Origin of the sequence: Spongiactinospora sp. TRM90649 (assembly GCF_029382225.1) — a bacterium.
In the GTDB taxonomy this organism is placed as follows: Bacteria; Actinomycetota; Actinomycetes; order Streptosporangiales; family Streptosporangiaceae; genus Spongiactinospora.
This window is the reverse complement of sequence record NZ_JARLTC010000005.1, coordinates 191,123-206,329: the sequence shown is the minus strand read 5'-3', so window position 1 is coordinate 206,329 and position 15,207 is coordinate 191,123. Positions and strand designations below refer to the sequence as shown.

Below are 15,207 nucleotides of genomic sequence, written 5' to 3'. Positions count from 1 at the left end.
GATGGACATCGGTGGGTGGTCCCCTCTCGCCGTGGCTCCACCACAGGTGCTGAAACGAGAATGTATGGGTCCAAACGATTTTCGTCAACGATGCCTGAACCGGTCGATCGTGGATATCGAACGTGAGGCACTGTTATCTTATGTATCCTTACTAAGATTAGAGATCGGTGTCCGGCATGTCACCTCCCCGGTTCGTAGGCGCCCACATGCATCGATGGCATCTGACCGCCAACAACAGGAGACCGCCGTGCTTGACCACCTCAGCGAGGGACGGCTCGACGTCACGGTCGGCTCGGGGCACAGCCCCGCCGAGTACCGCGCCCTGGGCTACTCGCCCAAGACTCGCCCCTCCAGGATGGAGGAGGGCCTTGAGGTGCTGAAGCTCGCCTGGACCGGCGAGCCGTTCACCCACACCGGCGCTACTGCGACCCCCAGGACCTGATGGTACGGCCGGCGCCGCTGCAGTGGCCGCACCCGCCGCTGTGGATCGCCGCCGGCGTACGCCGACCTCAAGCGGTTCGCCGATGAGGTCCTGCCGGTCGTCAAGAGCTGGTAGCCCGGCGTGGACGACGGCCGCGGTCCGCACGGACCGCGGCCGTTCGCTCAGTTCTCGGGGTAGTAGCGGCCGACCGTCTCGGCGACACAGGCCGGTTTGCCCGACCCCTCGACCTCCAGCGTCGCGCGCAGCACGACCTCGACGCCGCCGCCCGCCTCCTTGGCCGACAGCAGCGCCGCGCTGACCCGCACTCGCGAGCCCACCGGCACCGGGCTGGGGAACCGCACCCGGTTCAGCCCGTAGTTGACCGCCATCCGCACGCCCTCGATCCGGAACACCTGGCGGACCAGGCCGGGCAGCAGCGACAGCGACAGGTAGCCGTGCGCGATCGTCGTGCCGAACGGCCCCCGCGCGGCCAGCTCCCGGTTCACGTGGATCCACTGGTGGTCGCCGGTGGCGTCGGCGAAGGTGTCGACGCGCTCCTGGTCCACCGTCATCCACTCGCTGACGCCGAGCTCCTGGCCCACGCACGCGGTGAACCGCGCGAGGTCGTCGAAGACGCGCACTACATGTTCCTTCCGCCGGCCACCTCGATGACCGTGCCGGTGATGAAGCCGGACAGGTCGGAACCGAGGAACAGGGCGGCGTTGGCCACGTCCTCGGGCTCGCCGATCCGGCCGAGCGGGATGCTCTCCAGCATCCGGTCGAGCACCTCGGGCGGCATGGCGGCGGTCATCGCGGTGCGGATGGGGCCGGGTTGGATGGCGTTGACGCGGACGCCGTACTTGGCCATCTCGCGGGCGGCGGCCTTGGTCAGGCCGATGATGCCGGCCTTGGCGGCGCTGTAGTTGGTCTGCCCGAAGTTGCCGACCTTGCCGGAGATCGAGGAGATGTTCACGATCGCGCCGCGCCGCTGCTCGCGCATGACGCGCCCGGCGGCGCGGGTGCCCAGCCACGCGCCGGTGAGATGCACGTCCACGACGGTGCGGAAGTCGTCGAGGGACATTTTCGCCATGGTGGAGTCACGAGTGATGCCCGCGTTGTTGACCATCACCTCGATCGAGCCAAAGGACTCGCGGCAGGCGTCCACCAGGGCTGTGACGGCCGCCTCGTCCGTTACGTCGCAGGGCACCGCGATGGCCCGGTGCCCCTCGGCGACGAGCCCGGCGGCGGCCTCGCCCGCCGCGTCGGCGTCGATGTCACTGATCACGACCGACGCTCCGTGCCTGGCCAGCACGGTCGCGATGGCCAGGCCGATGCCCCGGGCGGACCCGGTGACGACGGCGCCGCCCCCCTCGAAATTGCTCATCTCTCTCCTAATCCTATTTTTATCATTAATAACAGAAAGTTATATGACTCAGTGCGGTGGGCGCTTCTCCACGAAGGCCCGCGGCCCCTCGGTCTGGTCCGCATGGCCCCACAGACCGACCAGATGCTGCGCGCCGACCCGGCACGCGTCCGTGAGCCCCAGCTCCAGCGCCGCCCACAGGGCCTTCTTGGTCGCCGCCATCGCGGCGGGGGAGTCGCGCGCGATCTTCTCGGCCAGTTCCTGCGCCTCCTCCCTGAGCCGTTCCGGCGGGTCCACCACCTGGCTGACCATGCCCAGCTCGTAGGCGCGCCGCGCCGTCAGCCGCTCGTGCGAGCCGCACAGGGCCATCCGCATGACCGCCTCGAACGGCATCTTCTTGGCCAGGCCGATCATCTCTATCGCGGTCACCTGGCCGACGCTGAGGTGCGGATCGAAGAACGTCGCGTCGGAGGCGGCGATCACGATGTCGGCGTCGGCGACGAAGTGCAGCCCGCCGCCCGCGCAGATGCCGTTCACCGCGGCGATGACCGGCTTGGCCACCTTCTGGTGCCAGGAGGTGAAGTGCAGGTCGAGGTCCAGGAGGTCGTGCTGGTAGCGCCGCATGCCCACGCCGTCGCCCGCCATCTCGGAGAGGTCGGCCCCGGTCTGGAAGGCCCGCCCCTCGCCGGTGTGCACGATGACCCGCGGCGCGGGGTCGCGGTCCGGTTCGAGCCACGCCTCGGCCAGCTCGGTTCGCCAGCCGCCGGGTCTGGTCTAGCGCGCAGGGCCGGTCCGGCGACGCCGGACCGGCCCTGCGAAGCACCCCACATGGACTACGACGGTGCGCCGCCGTAGTCCATGTTGTCGAGCAGGTCGGTGTCGACGATGGCGCCGCTGGTGGAGCCGAGGCTCGACCGCCTGGTCGCCGCCAGGTGGGCACTGGCCAGCCGGACGGCACGCGCGCCGTCGCCCGCCTCGATCGCGTCCACGATCTTCTCGTGGTCGCGCAGCGCCGCCCGCAGCGACTTGCGCGCCATCGGGGAGTCGGGCTCGGCCTGCTCGTCGACCTCGGACCACACCGTGGACTCGTGCGCGGTCCAGATCATCTCCAGCGAGCCGATGATCACGATCATGGTCTCGTTGCCGCAGGTCTCCACGATGGTCTCGTGGAAGCGCCGGGCGCCGATCGGGAATTGCTCCGGGTCGTCGAAGGTGTCCTGCTGCTCCTCGATGACCCGCCGGAGCTGCGGCACCGTGGTCTCGGCGCGGTCGGGCCGCGCGGCGCACAGCGCCACGCAGGCCGGCTCCAGGTGGAGCAGCGCGCCGCTGACGTCGGCCATGGTGGTCTGCCGCGTCTGCAGGACCATGCTGATGGTGCGGGCGATGCGCTGCGGCGTCGGCAGGTGCACGACGGCGCCGCCGACGTTGCCCCGGCGCACGGAGACCAGTCCTTCGGTCTCCAGGATGCGCATCGCCTCGCGGACGGCGGGCAGGCTGACCCGGAACTCGGTGAAAAGGTGCTCCTGACGGGGCAGGCTGTCACCTTCCGTCAGCCGGCCCGACAGGATGTCGTCGCGCAACTTCGCGGCTACGATCTCTGCGAGGCGCGGCTGTCGTAGTTGTCGCACAGGAACCCTCTCGGATTAGGCACCGGCGCAGGTCAGGGTCGAACTCGCGCCATCGATGTCGTGTTTGGCCCCACTGTAAATCATACAATCATTACGGCTACAGCGTAGCTTGCCTGCCGGGGGTGGCGAGGCCTTGTTCGCGCAGTTCGCGGCGCAATAGTTTGCCCACGTCCGATCGGGGGATCTCGCTCGTCACCCGGAAGGCCGCGGGCACCTCGTAGGGGGCCAGGTGCTCCCGGCACCACGCCGTCAGCGCGGCGGCGTCCACCTCCGTCCCCGATGGCACGATCCAGGCGTGCGGCACCTCGCCGAGGCGCTGGTCCGGCATCCCGGCCACGTCGCGGGCCAGGGCGGCGGCGGGCTGCATGGGGCTGAGCGAGACCACGCTGAACCGAGAGACCAGCGCGCCGACCACGGCGCCGACGACGCCGGGGCGGCCGGATCGACGGCCAGGACGGCCCGCAGCCGGGCCGGCAGATCGTGGTCCTCGGGATGGGCCTCAGCCGTCATTCGTCCTGCCCTGAGCGAACCGGCCAGCGCCCGTCGCATCGGCTCGGTGGTCCGTTCCGTCGGCAGCCCGTGCTCGGCGCGCACGATCGCCACCTCGCACGCGGGGGCGAACAGGTCGTCGGTGGTGAACCGGCTCTGGCCGAACAGCCCGGGGTCGAAATTCCAGGTCCAGCCGCCCTCGGTGGGCCGGACCGACGTCTCAGCCAGGTGGTCGACGATGAAGCGGTGCGCCCGGCCGATCTCGGGGATGGGGTTGAAGCGCGCCACCGCCTCCTCCGCGTCGCGTACAGGCGTGGACGCCGCAGGTCGTCGCGGCGGTCACGGGCGCTCTACGCCCTGCGACGCTCGCCATCGCGGCCAGGCCGAGCACCGCCACGGCGGCGAAGAACCAGAACCCCCACGGGTAGGCCACGCCCGCGGTGACCAGCGCCCCGGTGACGAACGGGCCGACGATCGACCCGATCCGGCCGACGGCCGAGGTCAGCCCGAGCGCGGTGCCCCTGGCCCCCGCCGGGAAGGAGTGCGCCACGAACCCGAAGATGAGCACCTGGGCGGAGAACACGAACACCCCGGTCAGCAGCACCATCAGGTTGAGCACCACTTCGCTGCCGACCCGCAGGCTGAGCCCGGCCAGCAGCACGGCGGCGGCGGCGAACCAGATCACCGCGACCCGCCCGATGCCGAAGCGGTCGGCGACGGCCCCCGCCACCAGCAGCCCGGCGATCGCGCCCACGTTGAGCACCAGCAGCAGCGCGATCGACGTCGTGATCGGGTAACCGGCCGTGGCCATGAGCTGCGGCAGCCAGGTGTTGAGCCCGTAGACCAGCAGCAGCCCCATGAACGAGCCCACCCACACGGTGACGCTGATCCGCCGGAACCTCGGGCCGAGCAGGTCGCGTGGCCTGACCCGCTCGCCGGCGCCCGACTCCCTGGCGGCCAGGAACGCCGCCGACTCCGGTAGCCGCGCCCACATGAGCGGGAGCACGACCAGCCCGGCGACGCCGCCGCCGTAGAAGAGCACGTGCCAGTCGCCGACCACCGCGAGCGCCAGCAGCGAGGTGAGGACCGCGCCCACGTGGTAGCCGGTCATGGTGATCGTGTTGGCGCTGGCCCGGCGGCGCTCGGGCAGGTTCTCCGACATCATGGTCAGCGCGACGGGCATGCACGCGCCCAGCCCGAGACCGGCGACGAACCGGAACGCGCCGAACATCGCGACGCTCGCCGACAGCGGGATCAGCAGTGTGAAGACGGAGAACAGCAGGACCGAGCCGATCAGCGTGAGCCGCCGCCCGAACCGGTCGGTCAGCGGCCCGATGCACGCGGCGCCGATCCCCACGCCGACCAGTGACACGGTGGCGACCGCGGTCGCGCCCGCCGGGGTGAACCCCAGATGGCCGGTGCGCAGCAGGGTGGGGATCGTCGCGCCGAGCGCGACCAGGTCATAGCCTTCGAGCAGGACGGTCAGCCAGCAGAGGACCGCGGTCCACGCCGTACGGCCGGGGGGTTTGGTCAAGGCTGTTCTCCCTTCGCGTGGCGCTACTCCGGAGTGGTGAGGTGCGTGTCCACCTGGATGAGCCGGGGCCCGCGCGTCGCCTCCTTGAGCCGGGCGCGCAGCTCGTCCGCGTCGGCGACCGCGACGGCGGGTACGCCGTAGCCTTCGGCGATGCGGGTGAAGTCCATGCCGGGCAGCTCGGTGCCGGGCACGTCGGGGGTGCCCAGCAGTCCGCCGAACCATTGCAGCGCGCCGTAGCTGCCGTTGCGCAGGATCACGAACGTGACCGGGACGGCGTGGTGGGCGGCCGTCCACAGCGCGGTGACGCCGTAGTTCGCCGATCCGTCGCCGACCACGCCGACCACCGGCCGGTCGGGGCGGCCCATCGCCATCCCGACCGCCGCGGGCAGGCCGAACCCGAGCCCGCCCGCCGCGGGGAAGAAGTACGAACCCGGCTCGCGCAGGTCCATCTGCCGCCACCACGCCGCGTTCGTCGAGGTGGACTCCACCACGTAGGCGGTGTCGGCGGGCAGCGTCTCGCGCAGCGCGGCGAACACCTCCTCGGGGTGCAGGGCGCCGCCGTGCGGGCCGATCGCCGCGGCCGGGGGAGCGACGAAGCGCGGTGACGGGCTCGGCGTGGGCCGTGCGGGTCTGGCGGGCACGCCGGTCAGCAGCGCGTCCATCACCGCGCCCGGGTCGGCGACCAGTGACCGGCCCACCGGGGCCCGCGCGGCGGCGTCCGCGTCATCGGTGACCTGCACGAGCGTGGCGCCCTCCGGCAGATAGGGGCCGGGGACGTGCTGGTGGTAGCGGAAGACCGGCGCCCCCAGCACCAGGATCAGGTCGTGCCCGGCCAGCCTGTCGGACAACGCGCCGATGCCCGCCGGGAGCACGCCCCGGCACAGCCGGTGCCGGTTCGGGAAGGGCAGCCGGAACGGCGAAGGCGCGATCCAGACCGGCAGCTCCAGGTGTTCGGCCAGCGCCACGGCCTTGCCGAACAGGCCCGCCGTGTCGATGTCGCCGCCCAGCACGAGCACCGGGTTCACGGCCGCGGCTACCTGCCCGGTCAGCTCGGCGAGCTGGTCCGCGGACGGGGTGAGCGCCCGCCGTACCTCGCGGTCCAGCGTGGCCAGCTCGTTGCCGCCCAGCTCGGCCGCCCAGTCGTCGTACGGCACGGACAGGTAGGTGGGACGGCGGCGCAGCTCGGCCTCGAAGACCGCCTGCGCCACCGAGCGCGGCACGTCGGCCGCGCAGGTGGGCTCACCGGACCAGCCGACCAGCGGGCGCATGAGCTGCGTCGCCTCGGTGTTGGCGAGCATCGCCTCCAGCCCGATCGCCGAGCGAACCTGCTGCCCCGCCGTCAGCACCAGCGGCGAACGCGACTGAACCGCGTTGGTCAGCGCGCCCATGGCGTTGCCCGACCCGGCGGCGGCGTGCAGGTTGACCAGTACCGGACGGCCGGTGGCCTGTGCGAACCCGTCGGCCATGCCCACCACGACGCCCTCGTGCAGGCCCAGAACATAGGTAAAGGAATCGGGCAGCTCGGCGAGGAACGGCAGCTCGTTGGAACCGGGGTTGCCGAAGATCGTCGTCAGGCCACGGCGTTCGAGGAACTCATGAACGATCCGGCGGGCGGTCGGCATGGAACGGGGTCCCCCTTCGGAGGGCGATGTGACCTGTCTCTCATGGCCACCTGTCACCTCGACCCTAGGAAGACGTCAGAGTGTGTTCAAATAGATGTTTCCGAGGCGGTGACATAGACGGGATCGATGATGCGCGACTTCGACCTCAACCTCGTGCGCACGTTCGTGCTGCTCTACGAGACCCGCAGCGTCACCGCCACCGCCGAGTCCATGCACGTCACCCAGCCGACGATCAGCTACGGCCTGCAGAAGCTGCGCCGCAGGTTCGGCGACGAGCTGTTCCGCAGGAGCAGCGGCGGGCTGGTCCCCACCACCACGGCCCGGCAGTTGTACGAGCCGCTGCACGCCGCGCTGTCCGGCATCGAGGCCGCCGTGAGCGGCGCGCGCACCTTCGACCCGGCGAGCGCGCACGACGCGTTCACGCTCTGCCTGTCGGACCTCGGGGAGGTGTCCCTGCTGCCCCGGCTCATGGCCGCGCTGCGCGAGCGGGCGCCGGGCGTCACCCTGCGCGTCCGCCCGCTCGACGTCGTCAACGCCGCCGATCGGCTCGGCCGGGGCGAGATCGACGCGTTCATCGCCTCACCGCTGCTCGGCTCGCAGCGGGTGACCCGGATCCCGCTCTTCACCGAGGGCTACGTGGGCATGGTCGCCGACGACCACCCGAGACTGCGCGGCGACCGCGCCCGCATCGCCGACCTGCGCGCCGAACGGCACATCACGGTGCTCGGCCCGTCCGGGCACGAGGGCCCGCGCCGCGCCCTTGAGGGGCTCGGGGTGCTGCACCGGGTGGCGCTGGAGGTGACCAGGTTCGCCGCGCTGCCGTACCTGGTGCAGACCAGTGAACTGTTCGCGATGGTGCCGCGCAACGCCGCCGAGGTCTTCGCGGCCGAACAGCGCGTCCGGCTGCTGGAGCTGCCCCTGGAGATCGAGCCCGTGCGGGTGTCGGTCTACGCGCGCCACGCGCACGCGCGCAGCCCGGCGCAGCACTGGCTCGTCGGGTTCATGCGCGAGGTCCTCGGCGACGAGGAGGCGCCGGTCTAACCGGCGATGAAGAAGAACGTCTGGTTGTGCACCACGGTGTCGCCGGTGTCGCCGCCGGTCTCCGGAAGGGTGACGAGGAAGGTCTCCGTGAAGGGAACGGCCCGCTGGTCCTCGTGCCGCAGCCGCCCCGTGATCACGATCAGCTCGGCCCCGAACGGCGTGCGCTGCTCGGAGATCACCTCAGGCTCGATCCCCAGCTTCGGCAGATTCGCCAGGTGCTTCCCGATGGCCGCGAGCCCCCGGTTCTCCTTGCCCTTGGCGATCAGTACCGAGGCGTCGGTGTAGTAGGCCGTCAGGGCCGCACGATCGTCCTGAAGCTGGACGTAGTACCGTTCGATGAACTCGCGTGGCGTCATAGTCGAGCTGACCACGCCGAACCACGAGACACCAGAGACCCTCACTTTCTTCGTGAGGTCCCCCCACGACTTCGCCGCCCCGCCCGCCGGACGGGGCATCCCCGGCTCGATCTTGGGGTGGCGGTTAGGTTAGCCTTGCCTGATCTGGGTGGATTTGGGTGGGGTGTGCAGGTGAAGTCAGGGCGGGACGTACTCTCGCGTGCGATCGGCGGGCAGCGGGGCAGGCTGGGCTGGGGCTCGTTGCTGGGCGCGGGGCATCAGGCGGGTGAGGCGCTGGTGCCGGTGCTGATCGGGGCGGCGATCGACCAGGCGGTGGCCGGGGAGAGCTGGAACCGGCTGCTGGTGTGGCTGGGCGTGCTGGCCGTGGTCTACCTGGGCCTCTCGTTCAGTTACCGGTTCGGCGCGCGGCTCGGCGAGCGTGCCGCCGCGGAGGCGGCGCACGAGATCCGCATGGCCGTGGTCGCCAGGGTGCTGCACCCCGGCGGCGGCGCCGGGCGCGACCGGCTGCCGGGCGCGCTGACCGGGGTCGCCACCGAGGACGCCCGCCGGGTCGGCATGGCGCTGATGGCGGTCCTCGCCGGGATCGCCGCCTGTACCGGCCTGGGCGTGGCCAGCGTGGTGCTGCTCCGCACCTCCGTGCCGCTCGGGCTGATCGTCCTGGTCGGCACTCCCGCGCTGCTGTGGCTGGGGCACCGGCTGAGCAGGCCGCTGGAGCAGCGCAGCGCCGTCGAGCAGGAGAGCGCCGCGCACGCCTCGGGAGTGGCCGCCGACCTGGTGGCCGGGCTTCGCGTGCTCAAGGGCCTCGGCGCCGAGACGGCCGCGGTCGAGCGCTACCGGCGCACCAGCCGGAATTCCCTGGCCGCCACCCTGCGCGCCGCCCGCGCCGAGGCGTGGCAGAACGGCGTCGTGCTCGCCCTCACCGGCGCGTTCATCGCGCTGCTCGCCCTGGCCGGGGGCACGTTCGCGGCGAACGGCACGATCACCCTAGGCGAGTTCGTGGCCGCGGTCGGCCTGGCGCTGTTCCTCCAGGGGCCGCTGCAGACGCTCGCCTGGGTCAACGCCGAGCTCGCCCAGGCCCGCGCCTCCGCCGCCAGGGTGGCCGCGCTGCTGTCCGAGCCGCCCGCCGTCACCGGCGGCGGTCGCGACCTGCCCGCCCGCGTCGAGGGCGCGGTACGGCTCAGCGGCGTCAGCCACGGCGTCCTGCGCCACCTGGACCTGGACATCCCGGCGGGCGAACACGTCGCCATCGCCGCCGCCGACCCCGCCGCCGCCGTCGCGCTGCTGCGCTGCCTGGGGCGGGAGGCCGATCCCGAGTCGGGGACCGTCGAACTCGACGGCGTCCCGCTGTGCGAGGTGGATCCGGCGAGGCTGCGAGAGGCCGTTCTGGTGGCCGAGCACGACTCCGTGCTCTTCGATGGGAGTATCGGCGACAACATCGGCGGCGACGAGGCGTCGGCGGGCGAGGTGCTGGCGGCGGCCGGTGCCGGCGAACTGTCCCCCGCGGCTCAGGTCGGCGAACGCGGCGGCGCGCTGTCCGGCGGCCAGCGACAACGGGTCGCGCTGGCCAGGGGGCTGGCGGCAGGCCGTCCGGTGCTGGTCCTGCACGACCCGACCAGCGCGGTGGACGCCGTCACCGAGGCGCGCGTCGCCGAATCCGTCAGGCGGCTGCGCCACGGCCTGACCACCGTCGTGGTGACCACCAGCCCCGCCCTGCTGGCGGCGGCCGACCGGGTGCTGTTCCTGGACGGCGGGCGCGTCGCCGACGCGGCCCCCCACGACGACCTGCTGCGGCGCAACGAGGACTATCGCAAGGCGGTTCTGGCGTGAAAGACCTGCTCCCCACCGCGACCCCGGCCCGCACCCGCGCCGCCGTACGAGAGATCATCCGGCCCCATCGGCGCATCGCTTTCGCGGGCTTCGGCCTGCTGATCGCCGCCACCGCCACGGGGCTGCTGGTGCAGCCGCTGCTCGGGTACATCGTGGACCTGGTGGCCGGGCACCGGTCCGCCACCGCCCTCACCGCCCTCACCGTCCCCACGGTCGCGCTGGTGCTGGCCGGTGTGGTCCAGGGCGTGCTGGCCGCCTGGGGGCTGGTGCTCGTGGCCAGGTTCGGCGAGACCGCGCTGGCCGACCTGCGCGAGCGCTTCGTCGAACGCGTCCTGACACTGCCGCTTGAGCGGATCGAGCGCGCCGGTTCCGGCGACCTCACCTCCCGGGTGACCGGCGACGTGGCGCGGGTGGCCGAGGCCGTCCGGTCGGCGCTGCCCGCGCTGGCCCGCTCGCTGCTGTCGATCGTGCTCACCCTGGTGGCGATGGCGCTGCTGGACTGGCGCTTCATGCTCGCCGCCCTGCTGGCCATCCCGGTGCAGGTGCACACCGGACGCTGGTACGTGCGCAACGCCGTGCCGCTGTACGCGGCCCAGCGGGTCGCCACCGGCGAGCAGCAGCAGCAACTCCTCGACACGATCGCGGGGGCCTCCACCGTCCGCGCGCTGCGCGCCGAGACCGAGCACCTGGAGCGGGTCGGCGTCCGCTCGCGCGCCGCGCTGGAGATCACGATGCGCGGCGTGCGGCTGGTGCTGCGCTTCTACAGCCGCCTGCACATCGCCGAGTACATCGGGCTGGCCGCCGTGCTGGCGGCGGGCGTGCTGCTGGTGCGCGACGGTTCGGCCACCATCGGCACGGCCACCGCCGCCGCGCTGTACTTCCACAACCTGTTCGGGCCGATCAACACCGCGCTCGTGCTGCTGGACGACGCCCAGTCGGCGACGGCGGGCCTGGCGCGCCTGGTCGGCGTGGCCGACCACGTCACCGAGAGTACGCCGAGGACCGGGCAGGGGGAGAGCGGCGTGGCCGTGCGGGGGCTGCGCCACGCCTACGAGGCCGGCCGTCCGGTGCTGCACGGGGTCGACCTGGACATCGAGCCGGGGCAGCACGTCGCGCTGGTCGGGCCGAGCGGCGCGGGCAAGACCACGCTGGCCAAGATCGTGGCGGGAGTCCACGAACCGACGGCGGGCACGATCCGCATGCCGTTCAAGGTGGGCATGGTGACCCAGGAGGTGCACGTCTTCGCCGGTCCGCTCGCCGACGACCTGCGCCTTGCCCGCCCGCAGGCCACCGACGAGGACCTGCGCGCGGCGCTGGCCCGCGTCGAGGCCCTCGACTGGGCCGAGGCCCTGCCCCAGGGACTGGCCACGGTCGTCGGCCAGGGCGGGCACCGGCTCACCGGCGCGCAGAGCCAGCAACTCGCGCTCGCCCGGCTGGTGCTGGCCGACCCCGACCTGGCCGTCTTGGACGAGGCCACCGCCGAGGCGGGAAGCACCGGTGCCCGTGCCCTGGAGCGCTCGGTGGAACAGGCCATCGACGGCCGGACCGCCCTCATCGTGGCCCACCGCCTGACCCAGGCCGCCTCCGCCGACCGCGTCGTCGTCATGGACGCGGGGGCCGTCGTGGAAGACGGCCCGCACAAGGACCTGCGGGAGGCGAACGGCCCGTACGCCGCCCACTGGACCGCCTGGACCCGGCACCACCCCCAAGAGGCCCACCCCCAGGAAGCCGCTGATGCCTGAGCCAGCGATAACGTGCGATCGAGTGATCCGCGCCGGTGTACGCTTCCGCGCGTGTCCGAAATTTCGGTACCTGGTTACACGATCAAGGGTGTACTCGGCCAAGGCGGTTACGGGGTCGTCTACCTCGCGCTGCAGTCGGCCGTCGGCCGCGAGGTCGCGCTGAAGGTCGACAACCGGGTACTGCTGTCCGAGCGGGACCGGCGCCGATTCATGCGCGAGGTCACCGCCGCCGGCGCGCTGTCCGGCCATCCGCACGTCGTGCCCGTCTACGACGCCGGTCTGCTGCCCGACGGGCGGCCCTACATGGTGATGGAGCTGTGCCCCGGCGGATCGCTGGCCGGCCGGATCCTCTCCCCGGCCGAGGCGCGCGACGTCGGCGTCCGCATCGCCGACGCGCTGGCCGCCGCGCACGCGCAGGGCGTGCTGCACCGTGACGTGAAACCCGGCAACATCCTGCTCAACCGGTACGGCGGGGTCGCGCTGTCCGACTTCGGACTTGCCACCATGCCCGCCTCAGGACCCGACGCCTCCGTCACCCGCGAGTCGCTGACGCCCGCGTACGCCGCGCCCGAGGCGTTCGAACTGGCCGAGCCGACGCCGACCGGCGACGTGTACGCGCTGGCGGCGACCGTCTACGCGCTGATGTCCGGCCGTCCGCCGCGCTTTCCGGAGAACGGCGTGCCGAACCTGGTGACGATCCTGGCCCTGCACCGGCTGCCGGTCCCGGAGATCCCCGGGGTGCCGCCCGAGTTGACCGACGTGCTGCGTCAGGGGTTGGCGTCCGACCTTCGCGCGCGGATCCCGACGGCCGCCGCGTTCCGCGACGCCCTCGCCGCCGTTCCGCTGCACGCGTCGTCTCAGAGCGGCTCCGCCTCGCTCGCCCGCGCGGTTCCCGTGACCGCCCTCGCGCCCGTGCCGGACAGGCAGCCCGGTTCCACCTCCGGCCGCCACGCCGCGCGGAACGCGGCCGTCCGTGCCGTCCGTCCCATCCGTGGTGTCCGCTTCATCGGCGCCCTCGACCGCGGGCCGTTCCCCGCGGCCGCAGGCCGACACCAGGCCGTCCGCGCCGCATCGGGTCAACCGGGTTCTGGTCGGGATCATCGCCGCGCTGAGCCTGGTGATCGTGGCCGGGGCGGGCACGTTCGTCTACACCCAGATCATCCAGGGAGACCCCGGGGGCCGCCCGTCGGCCACCGAAGGCGCCGGCACGCCTCCCACCACGAAGACCGCAGAGCCCGCCGGCGTGTTCACCGGCGTGGACACCTACACGGAGAACTGCCCGGCCGCGAAGATCTCCGGCGCGGCGGCGGCCTGCGTGCGCGAGTCGGAGTGCTGGGGCGGCCTCGTCATCATCGTGGGCGACACCAAGGCCAGGCGGCTCGGCTGCGAGGAGACGCACTCGTGGGAGACGTTCGCCGTCGCCCCGATCCCCAAGGACGCCGAGACCTACGTCCAGCAGGACCTCGCCAAGCACCCGACGGTCAAGCGGGTCTGCGCCCGTTCCGTGCTCATGGCCAGCCGGGTCGGCTCGGCCAGGACCATCGCCGCCTCCAACTGGCAGGCCGACGTAATGCCGCCGTCCCAGGCGCAGTTCGACGCGGGCACCCGCTTCTACCGCTGCATCGGCACCGTGACCGGCCAGGAGACCCGCGGATCCTACTTCCGTTAGAGTCCGCCCCGGCCGAGTCATCGTGTTTCCGGCAGTACGCCGCTACGCTGCCGGGTCATGCAGGGAACGCGCCTCGACATCGGCCGGATCCGGGCGGCTCGCCGGGTGATCGATCCGATCTTCCTGGACAGTCCGCTGTACCGCTGCGAGGCGCTGGAGCCCCACCTGGGGTGCGCGGTGAGCGTCAAGCTGGAGACGGCGAACCCGATCCGCAGCTTCAAGGGGCGGGGCACCGAGCTGGTCGCGAGCCTGCTCGCCGATTCGGACGGCGGGGCGCGGGCCGTGGTGTGCGCCAGCGCGGGCAACCTCGGGCAGGCGCTCGCCTGGTCGGGGCGTCGCCGTGGGCTGGACGTCACCGTCGTGGCGTCGCGCTTCGCGCCCGCCGTCAAACTGGACCGCATCCGCGCGCTGGACGCCAGGCTGGAACTGGTGGACGGCGACTTCGACACGGCCCGCGAGCGGGCGGCGGCCATCGCGCGCCACGACGGCATCCGTCTCGTCGTGGACAGCCTGGACATCGAGACCTGCGAGGGCGCGGCGACCATCGGCCTGGAACTGGTGGACTCCGGCCCGCCGGTCGACGCCGTCCTGATCGCGCTCGGCGGCGGCGCGCTGGCCACCGGTGTGGGGCACGTGGTGAAGGCCCTGGCGCCCGGCGTCGAGGTGATCTGCGTCCAGCCGCTGGGCGCGCCCGCGATGACGCACTCGTGGCGTCAGCGAAGGGTCGTCACCACCGATTCGACCGACACCATCGCCGACGGCGTCGCGGGCCGCCGCCCGATCCCGGTCGTGCTGGACGACCTGCTCCAGGTCGCCGACGACGCCGTGCTGGTGCGGGAGGAGTCGATCATCGCCGGTATGCGGATGCTCCTCGACCAGGCCGGTCTGGTCGTCGAGCCGTCGGCCGCGCTGGGCATCGCCGCGATCCTGGAGGATCGCGACCGTTTCGCGGGCCGCCATGTGGTGACCATCGTGTGCGGCAGCAACGTCGACGTGGACGACTATCGCGGCTGGATGGAAATGGCCCCCGCGCTATAGCGAACGCGTGGAATGAGAAACGCGGTAAAAGTGGGTGGTGGGCGATACTGGGATTGAACCAGTGGCCTCTACCGTGTCAAGGTAGCGCTCTCCCACTGAGCTAATCGCCCTAGATGAAACACCAGAGCGGACGACGGGATTCGAACCCGCGACCCTCACCTTGGCAAGGTGATGCTCTACCAGCTGAGCCACGTCCGCGTGATCGCCATGGGCTGGGGTGCCCCGGCTCGCGTGACCACCTTAGCGGATGTCACGGGTGGGCGGTGCCATCGCGAGCGGGACGTGGAGGTGGAGACGGGATTTGAACCCGTGTACGCGGCTTTGCAGGCCGCTGCCTCGCCTCTCGGCCACTCCACCGGGAAAGGGGACCCGAGCGGACGACGGGATTCGAACCCGCGACCCTCACCTTGGCAAGGTGATGCTCTACCAGCTGAGCCACGTCCGCGTTACCTGCGGATTCTACCGCGACCGCCCGTC

The 15,207-nt window shown here is 72.1% G+C and carries 15 protein-coding genes and 4 tRNA genes; 6 read left to right on the top strand and 13 right to left on the bottom strand.

Annotation, left to right across the window (positions count from 1 at the left end):
• The first annotated feature begins 247 nt into the window (after positions 1–247).
• On the top strand, positions 248–442 hold the full coding sequence (locus P3X83_RS06470; protein WP_277303932.1) for an LLM class flavin-dependent oxidoreductase: 195 nt from the start codon (positions 248–250) through the stop codon (positions 440–442).
• A 161-nt stretch (positions 443–603) separates the two neighbouring features.
• Here P3X83_RS06470 and P3X83_RS06465 read toward each other — a convergent pair whose 3' ends face one another.
• From P3X83_RS06465 to mdlC, 7 genes are all read right to left on the bottom strand, one after another.
• Positions 604–1,062, bottom strand: coding sequence for a MaoC family dehydratase (locus P3X83_RS06465; RefSeq protein ID WP_277303931.1), 459 nt, complete (start codon positions 1,060–1,062; stop codon positions 604–606).
• Positions 1,062–1,805, bottom strand: coding sequence for a 3-oxoacyl-ACP reductase FabG (fabG, locus tag P3X83_RS06460; protein ID WP_277303930.1), 744 nt, complete (start codon positions 1,803–1,805; stop codon positions 1,062–1,064). Before fabG ends, P3X83_RS06465 begins: the two co-directional genes overlap by 1 nt.
• Before the next feature lie 48 nt (positions 1,806–1,853).
• On the bottom strand, positions 1,854–2,531 hold the full coding sequence (locus P3X83_RS06455; protein WP_277304116.1) for an enoyl-CoA hydratase/isomerase family protein: 678 nt from the start codon (positions 2,529–2,531) through the stop codon (positions 1,854–1,856).
• An 86-nt stretch (positions 2,532–2,617) separates the two neighbouring features.
• Positions 2,618–3,412 (bottom strand): FCD domain-containing protein, encoded by a 795-nt coding sequence (locus P3X83_RS06450; protein ID WP_277303929.1) that lies wholly within the window; start codon positions 3,410–3,412, stop codon positions 2,618–2,620.
• Positions 3,413–3,509: 97 nt separating this feature from the next.
• Entirely contained in the window at positions 3,510–3,827 is a 318-nt protein-coding gene (locus P3X83_RS06445) for a hypothetical protein (protein ID WP_277303928.1), read from the bottom strand.
• A gap of 294 nt (positions 3,828–4,121) precedes the next feature.
• The gene (locus P3X83_RS06440; protein ID WP_277303927.1) at positions 4,122–5,435 is read right to left on the bottom strand and encodes an aromatic acid/H+ symport family MFS transporter; all 1,314 of its coding nucleotides are present in this window, start codon (positions 5,433–5,435) and stop codon (positions 4,122–4,124) included.
• A gap of 23 nt (positions 5,436–5,458) precedes the next feature.
• Positions 5,459–7,057, bottom strand: coding sequence for a benzoylformate decarboxylase (mdlC, locus tag P3X83_RS06435; RefSeq protein WP_277303926.1), 1,599 nt, complete (start codon positions 7,055–7,057; stop codon positions 5,459–5,461).
• Positions 7,058–7,186: 129 nt separating this feature from the next.
• Here mdlC and P3X83_RS06430 point away from each other — a divergent pair, with 129 nt between their 5' ends.
• Complete coding sequence (locus tag P3X83_RS06430; RefSeq protein WP_277303925.1) at positions 7,187–8,098, top strand: LysR family transcriptional regulator; 912 nt, start codon at positions 7,187–7,189, stop codon at positions 8,096–8,098.
• On the opposite strand, the gene P3X83_RS06425 is transcribed toward P3X83_RS06430, so the two are convergent.
• A complete protein-coding gene (locus P3X83_RS06425; protein WP_277303924.1) occupies positions 8,095–8,469 on the bottom strand; it encodes a ketosteroid isomerase family protein in 375 nt (124 codons plus the stop codon). The genes P3X83_RS06430 and P3X83_RS06425 overlap by 4 nt on opposite strands.
• A 156-nt stretch (positions 8,470–8,625) precedes the next feature.
• Here P3X83_RS06425 and P3X83_RS06420 point away from each other — a divergent pair, with 156 nt between their 5' ends.
• Positions 8,626–10,281, top strand: coding sequence for an ABC transporter ATP-binding protein (locus tag P3X83_RS06420; protein WP_277303923.1), 1,656 nt, complete (start codon positions 8,626–8,628; stop codon positions 10,279–10,281).
• A complete protein-coding gene (locus tag P3X83_RS06415; protein ID WP_277303922.1) occupies positions 10,278–12,023 on the top strand; it encodes an ABC transporter ATP-binding protein in 1,746 nt (581 codons plus the stop codon). Before P3X83_RS06420 ends, P3X83_RS06415 begins: the two co-directional genes overlap by 4 nt.
• Positions 12,024–12,880: 857 nt before the next feature.
• Here P3X83_RS06415 and P3X83_RS06410 read toward each other — a convergent pair.
• Positions 12,881–13,012, bottom strand: coding sequence for a hypothetical protein (locus P3X83_RS06410; RefSeq protein ID WP_277303921.1), 132 nt, complete (start codon positions 13,010–13,012; stop codon positions 12,881–12,883).
• 5 nt (positions 13,013–13,017) lie between these two features.
• Here P3X83_RS06410 and P3X83_RS06405 point away from each other — a divergent pair, with 5 nt between their 5' ends.
• Both P3X83_RS06405 and P3X83_RS06400 read left to right on the top strand, forming a co-directional pair.
• Entirely contained in the window at positions 13,018–13,692 is a 675-nt protein-coding gene (locus P3X83_RS06405; protein WP_277303920.1) for a hypothetical protein, read from the top strand.
• Positions 13,693–13,749: 57 nt separating this feature from the next.
• Entirely contained in the window at positions 13,750–14,730 is a 981-nt protein-coding gene (locus P3X83_RS06400; RefSeq protein WP_277303919.1) for a pyridoxal-phosphate dependent enzyme, read from the top strand.
• A gap of 35 nt (positions 14,731–14,765) precedes the next feature.
• On the opposite strand, the gene P3X83_RS06395 is transcribed toward P3X83_RS06400, so the two are convergent.
• From P3X83_RS06395 to P3X83_RS06380, 4 genes are all read right to left on the bottom strand, one after another.
• Positions 14,766–14,840, bottom strand: a tRNA-Val gene (locus P3X83_RS06395).
• A 15-nt stretch (positions 14,841–14,855) separates the two neighbouring features.
• Positions 14,856–14,928: transfer RNA gene (locus P3X83_RS06390), tRNA-Gly, on the bottom strand.
• Positions 14,929–15,013: 85 nt separating this feature from the next.
• Positions 15,014–15,087: transfer RNA gene (locus P3X83_RS06385), tRNA-Cys, on the bottom strand.
• A 15-nt stretch (positions 15,088–15,102) separates the two neighbouring features.
• Positions 15,103–15,175, bottom strand: a tRNA-Gly gene (locus P3X83_RS06380).
• Positions 15,176–15,207: the final 32 nt, after the last annotated feature.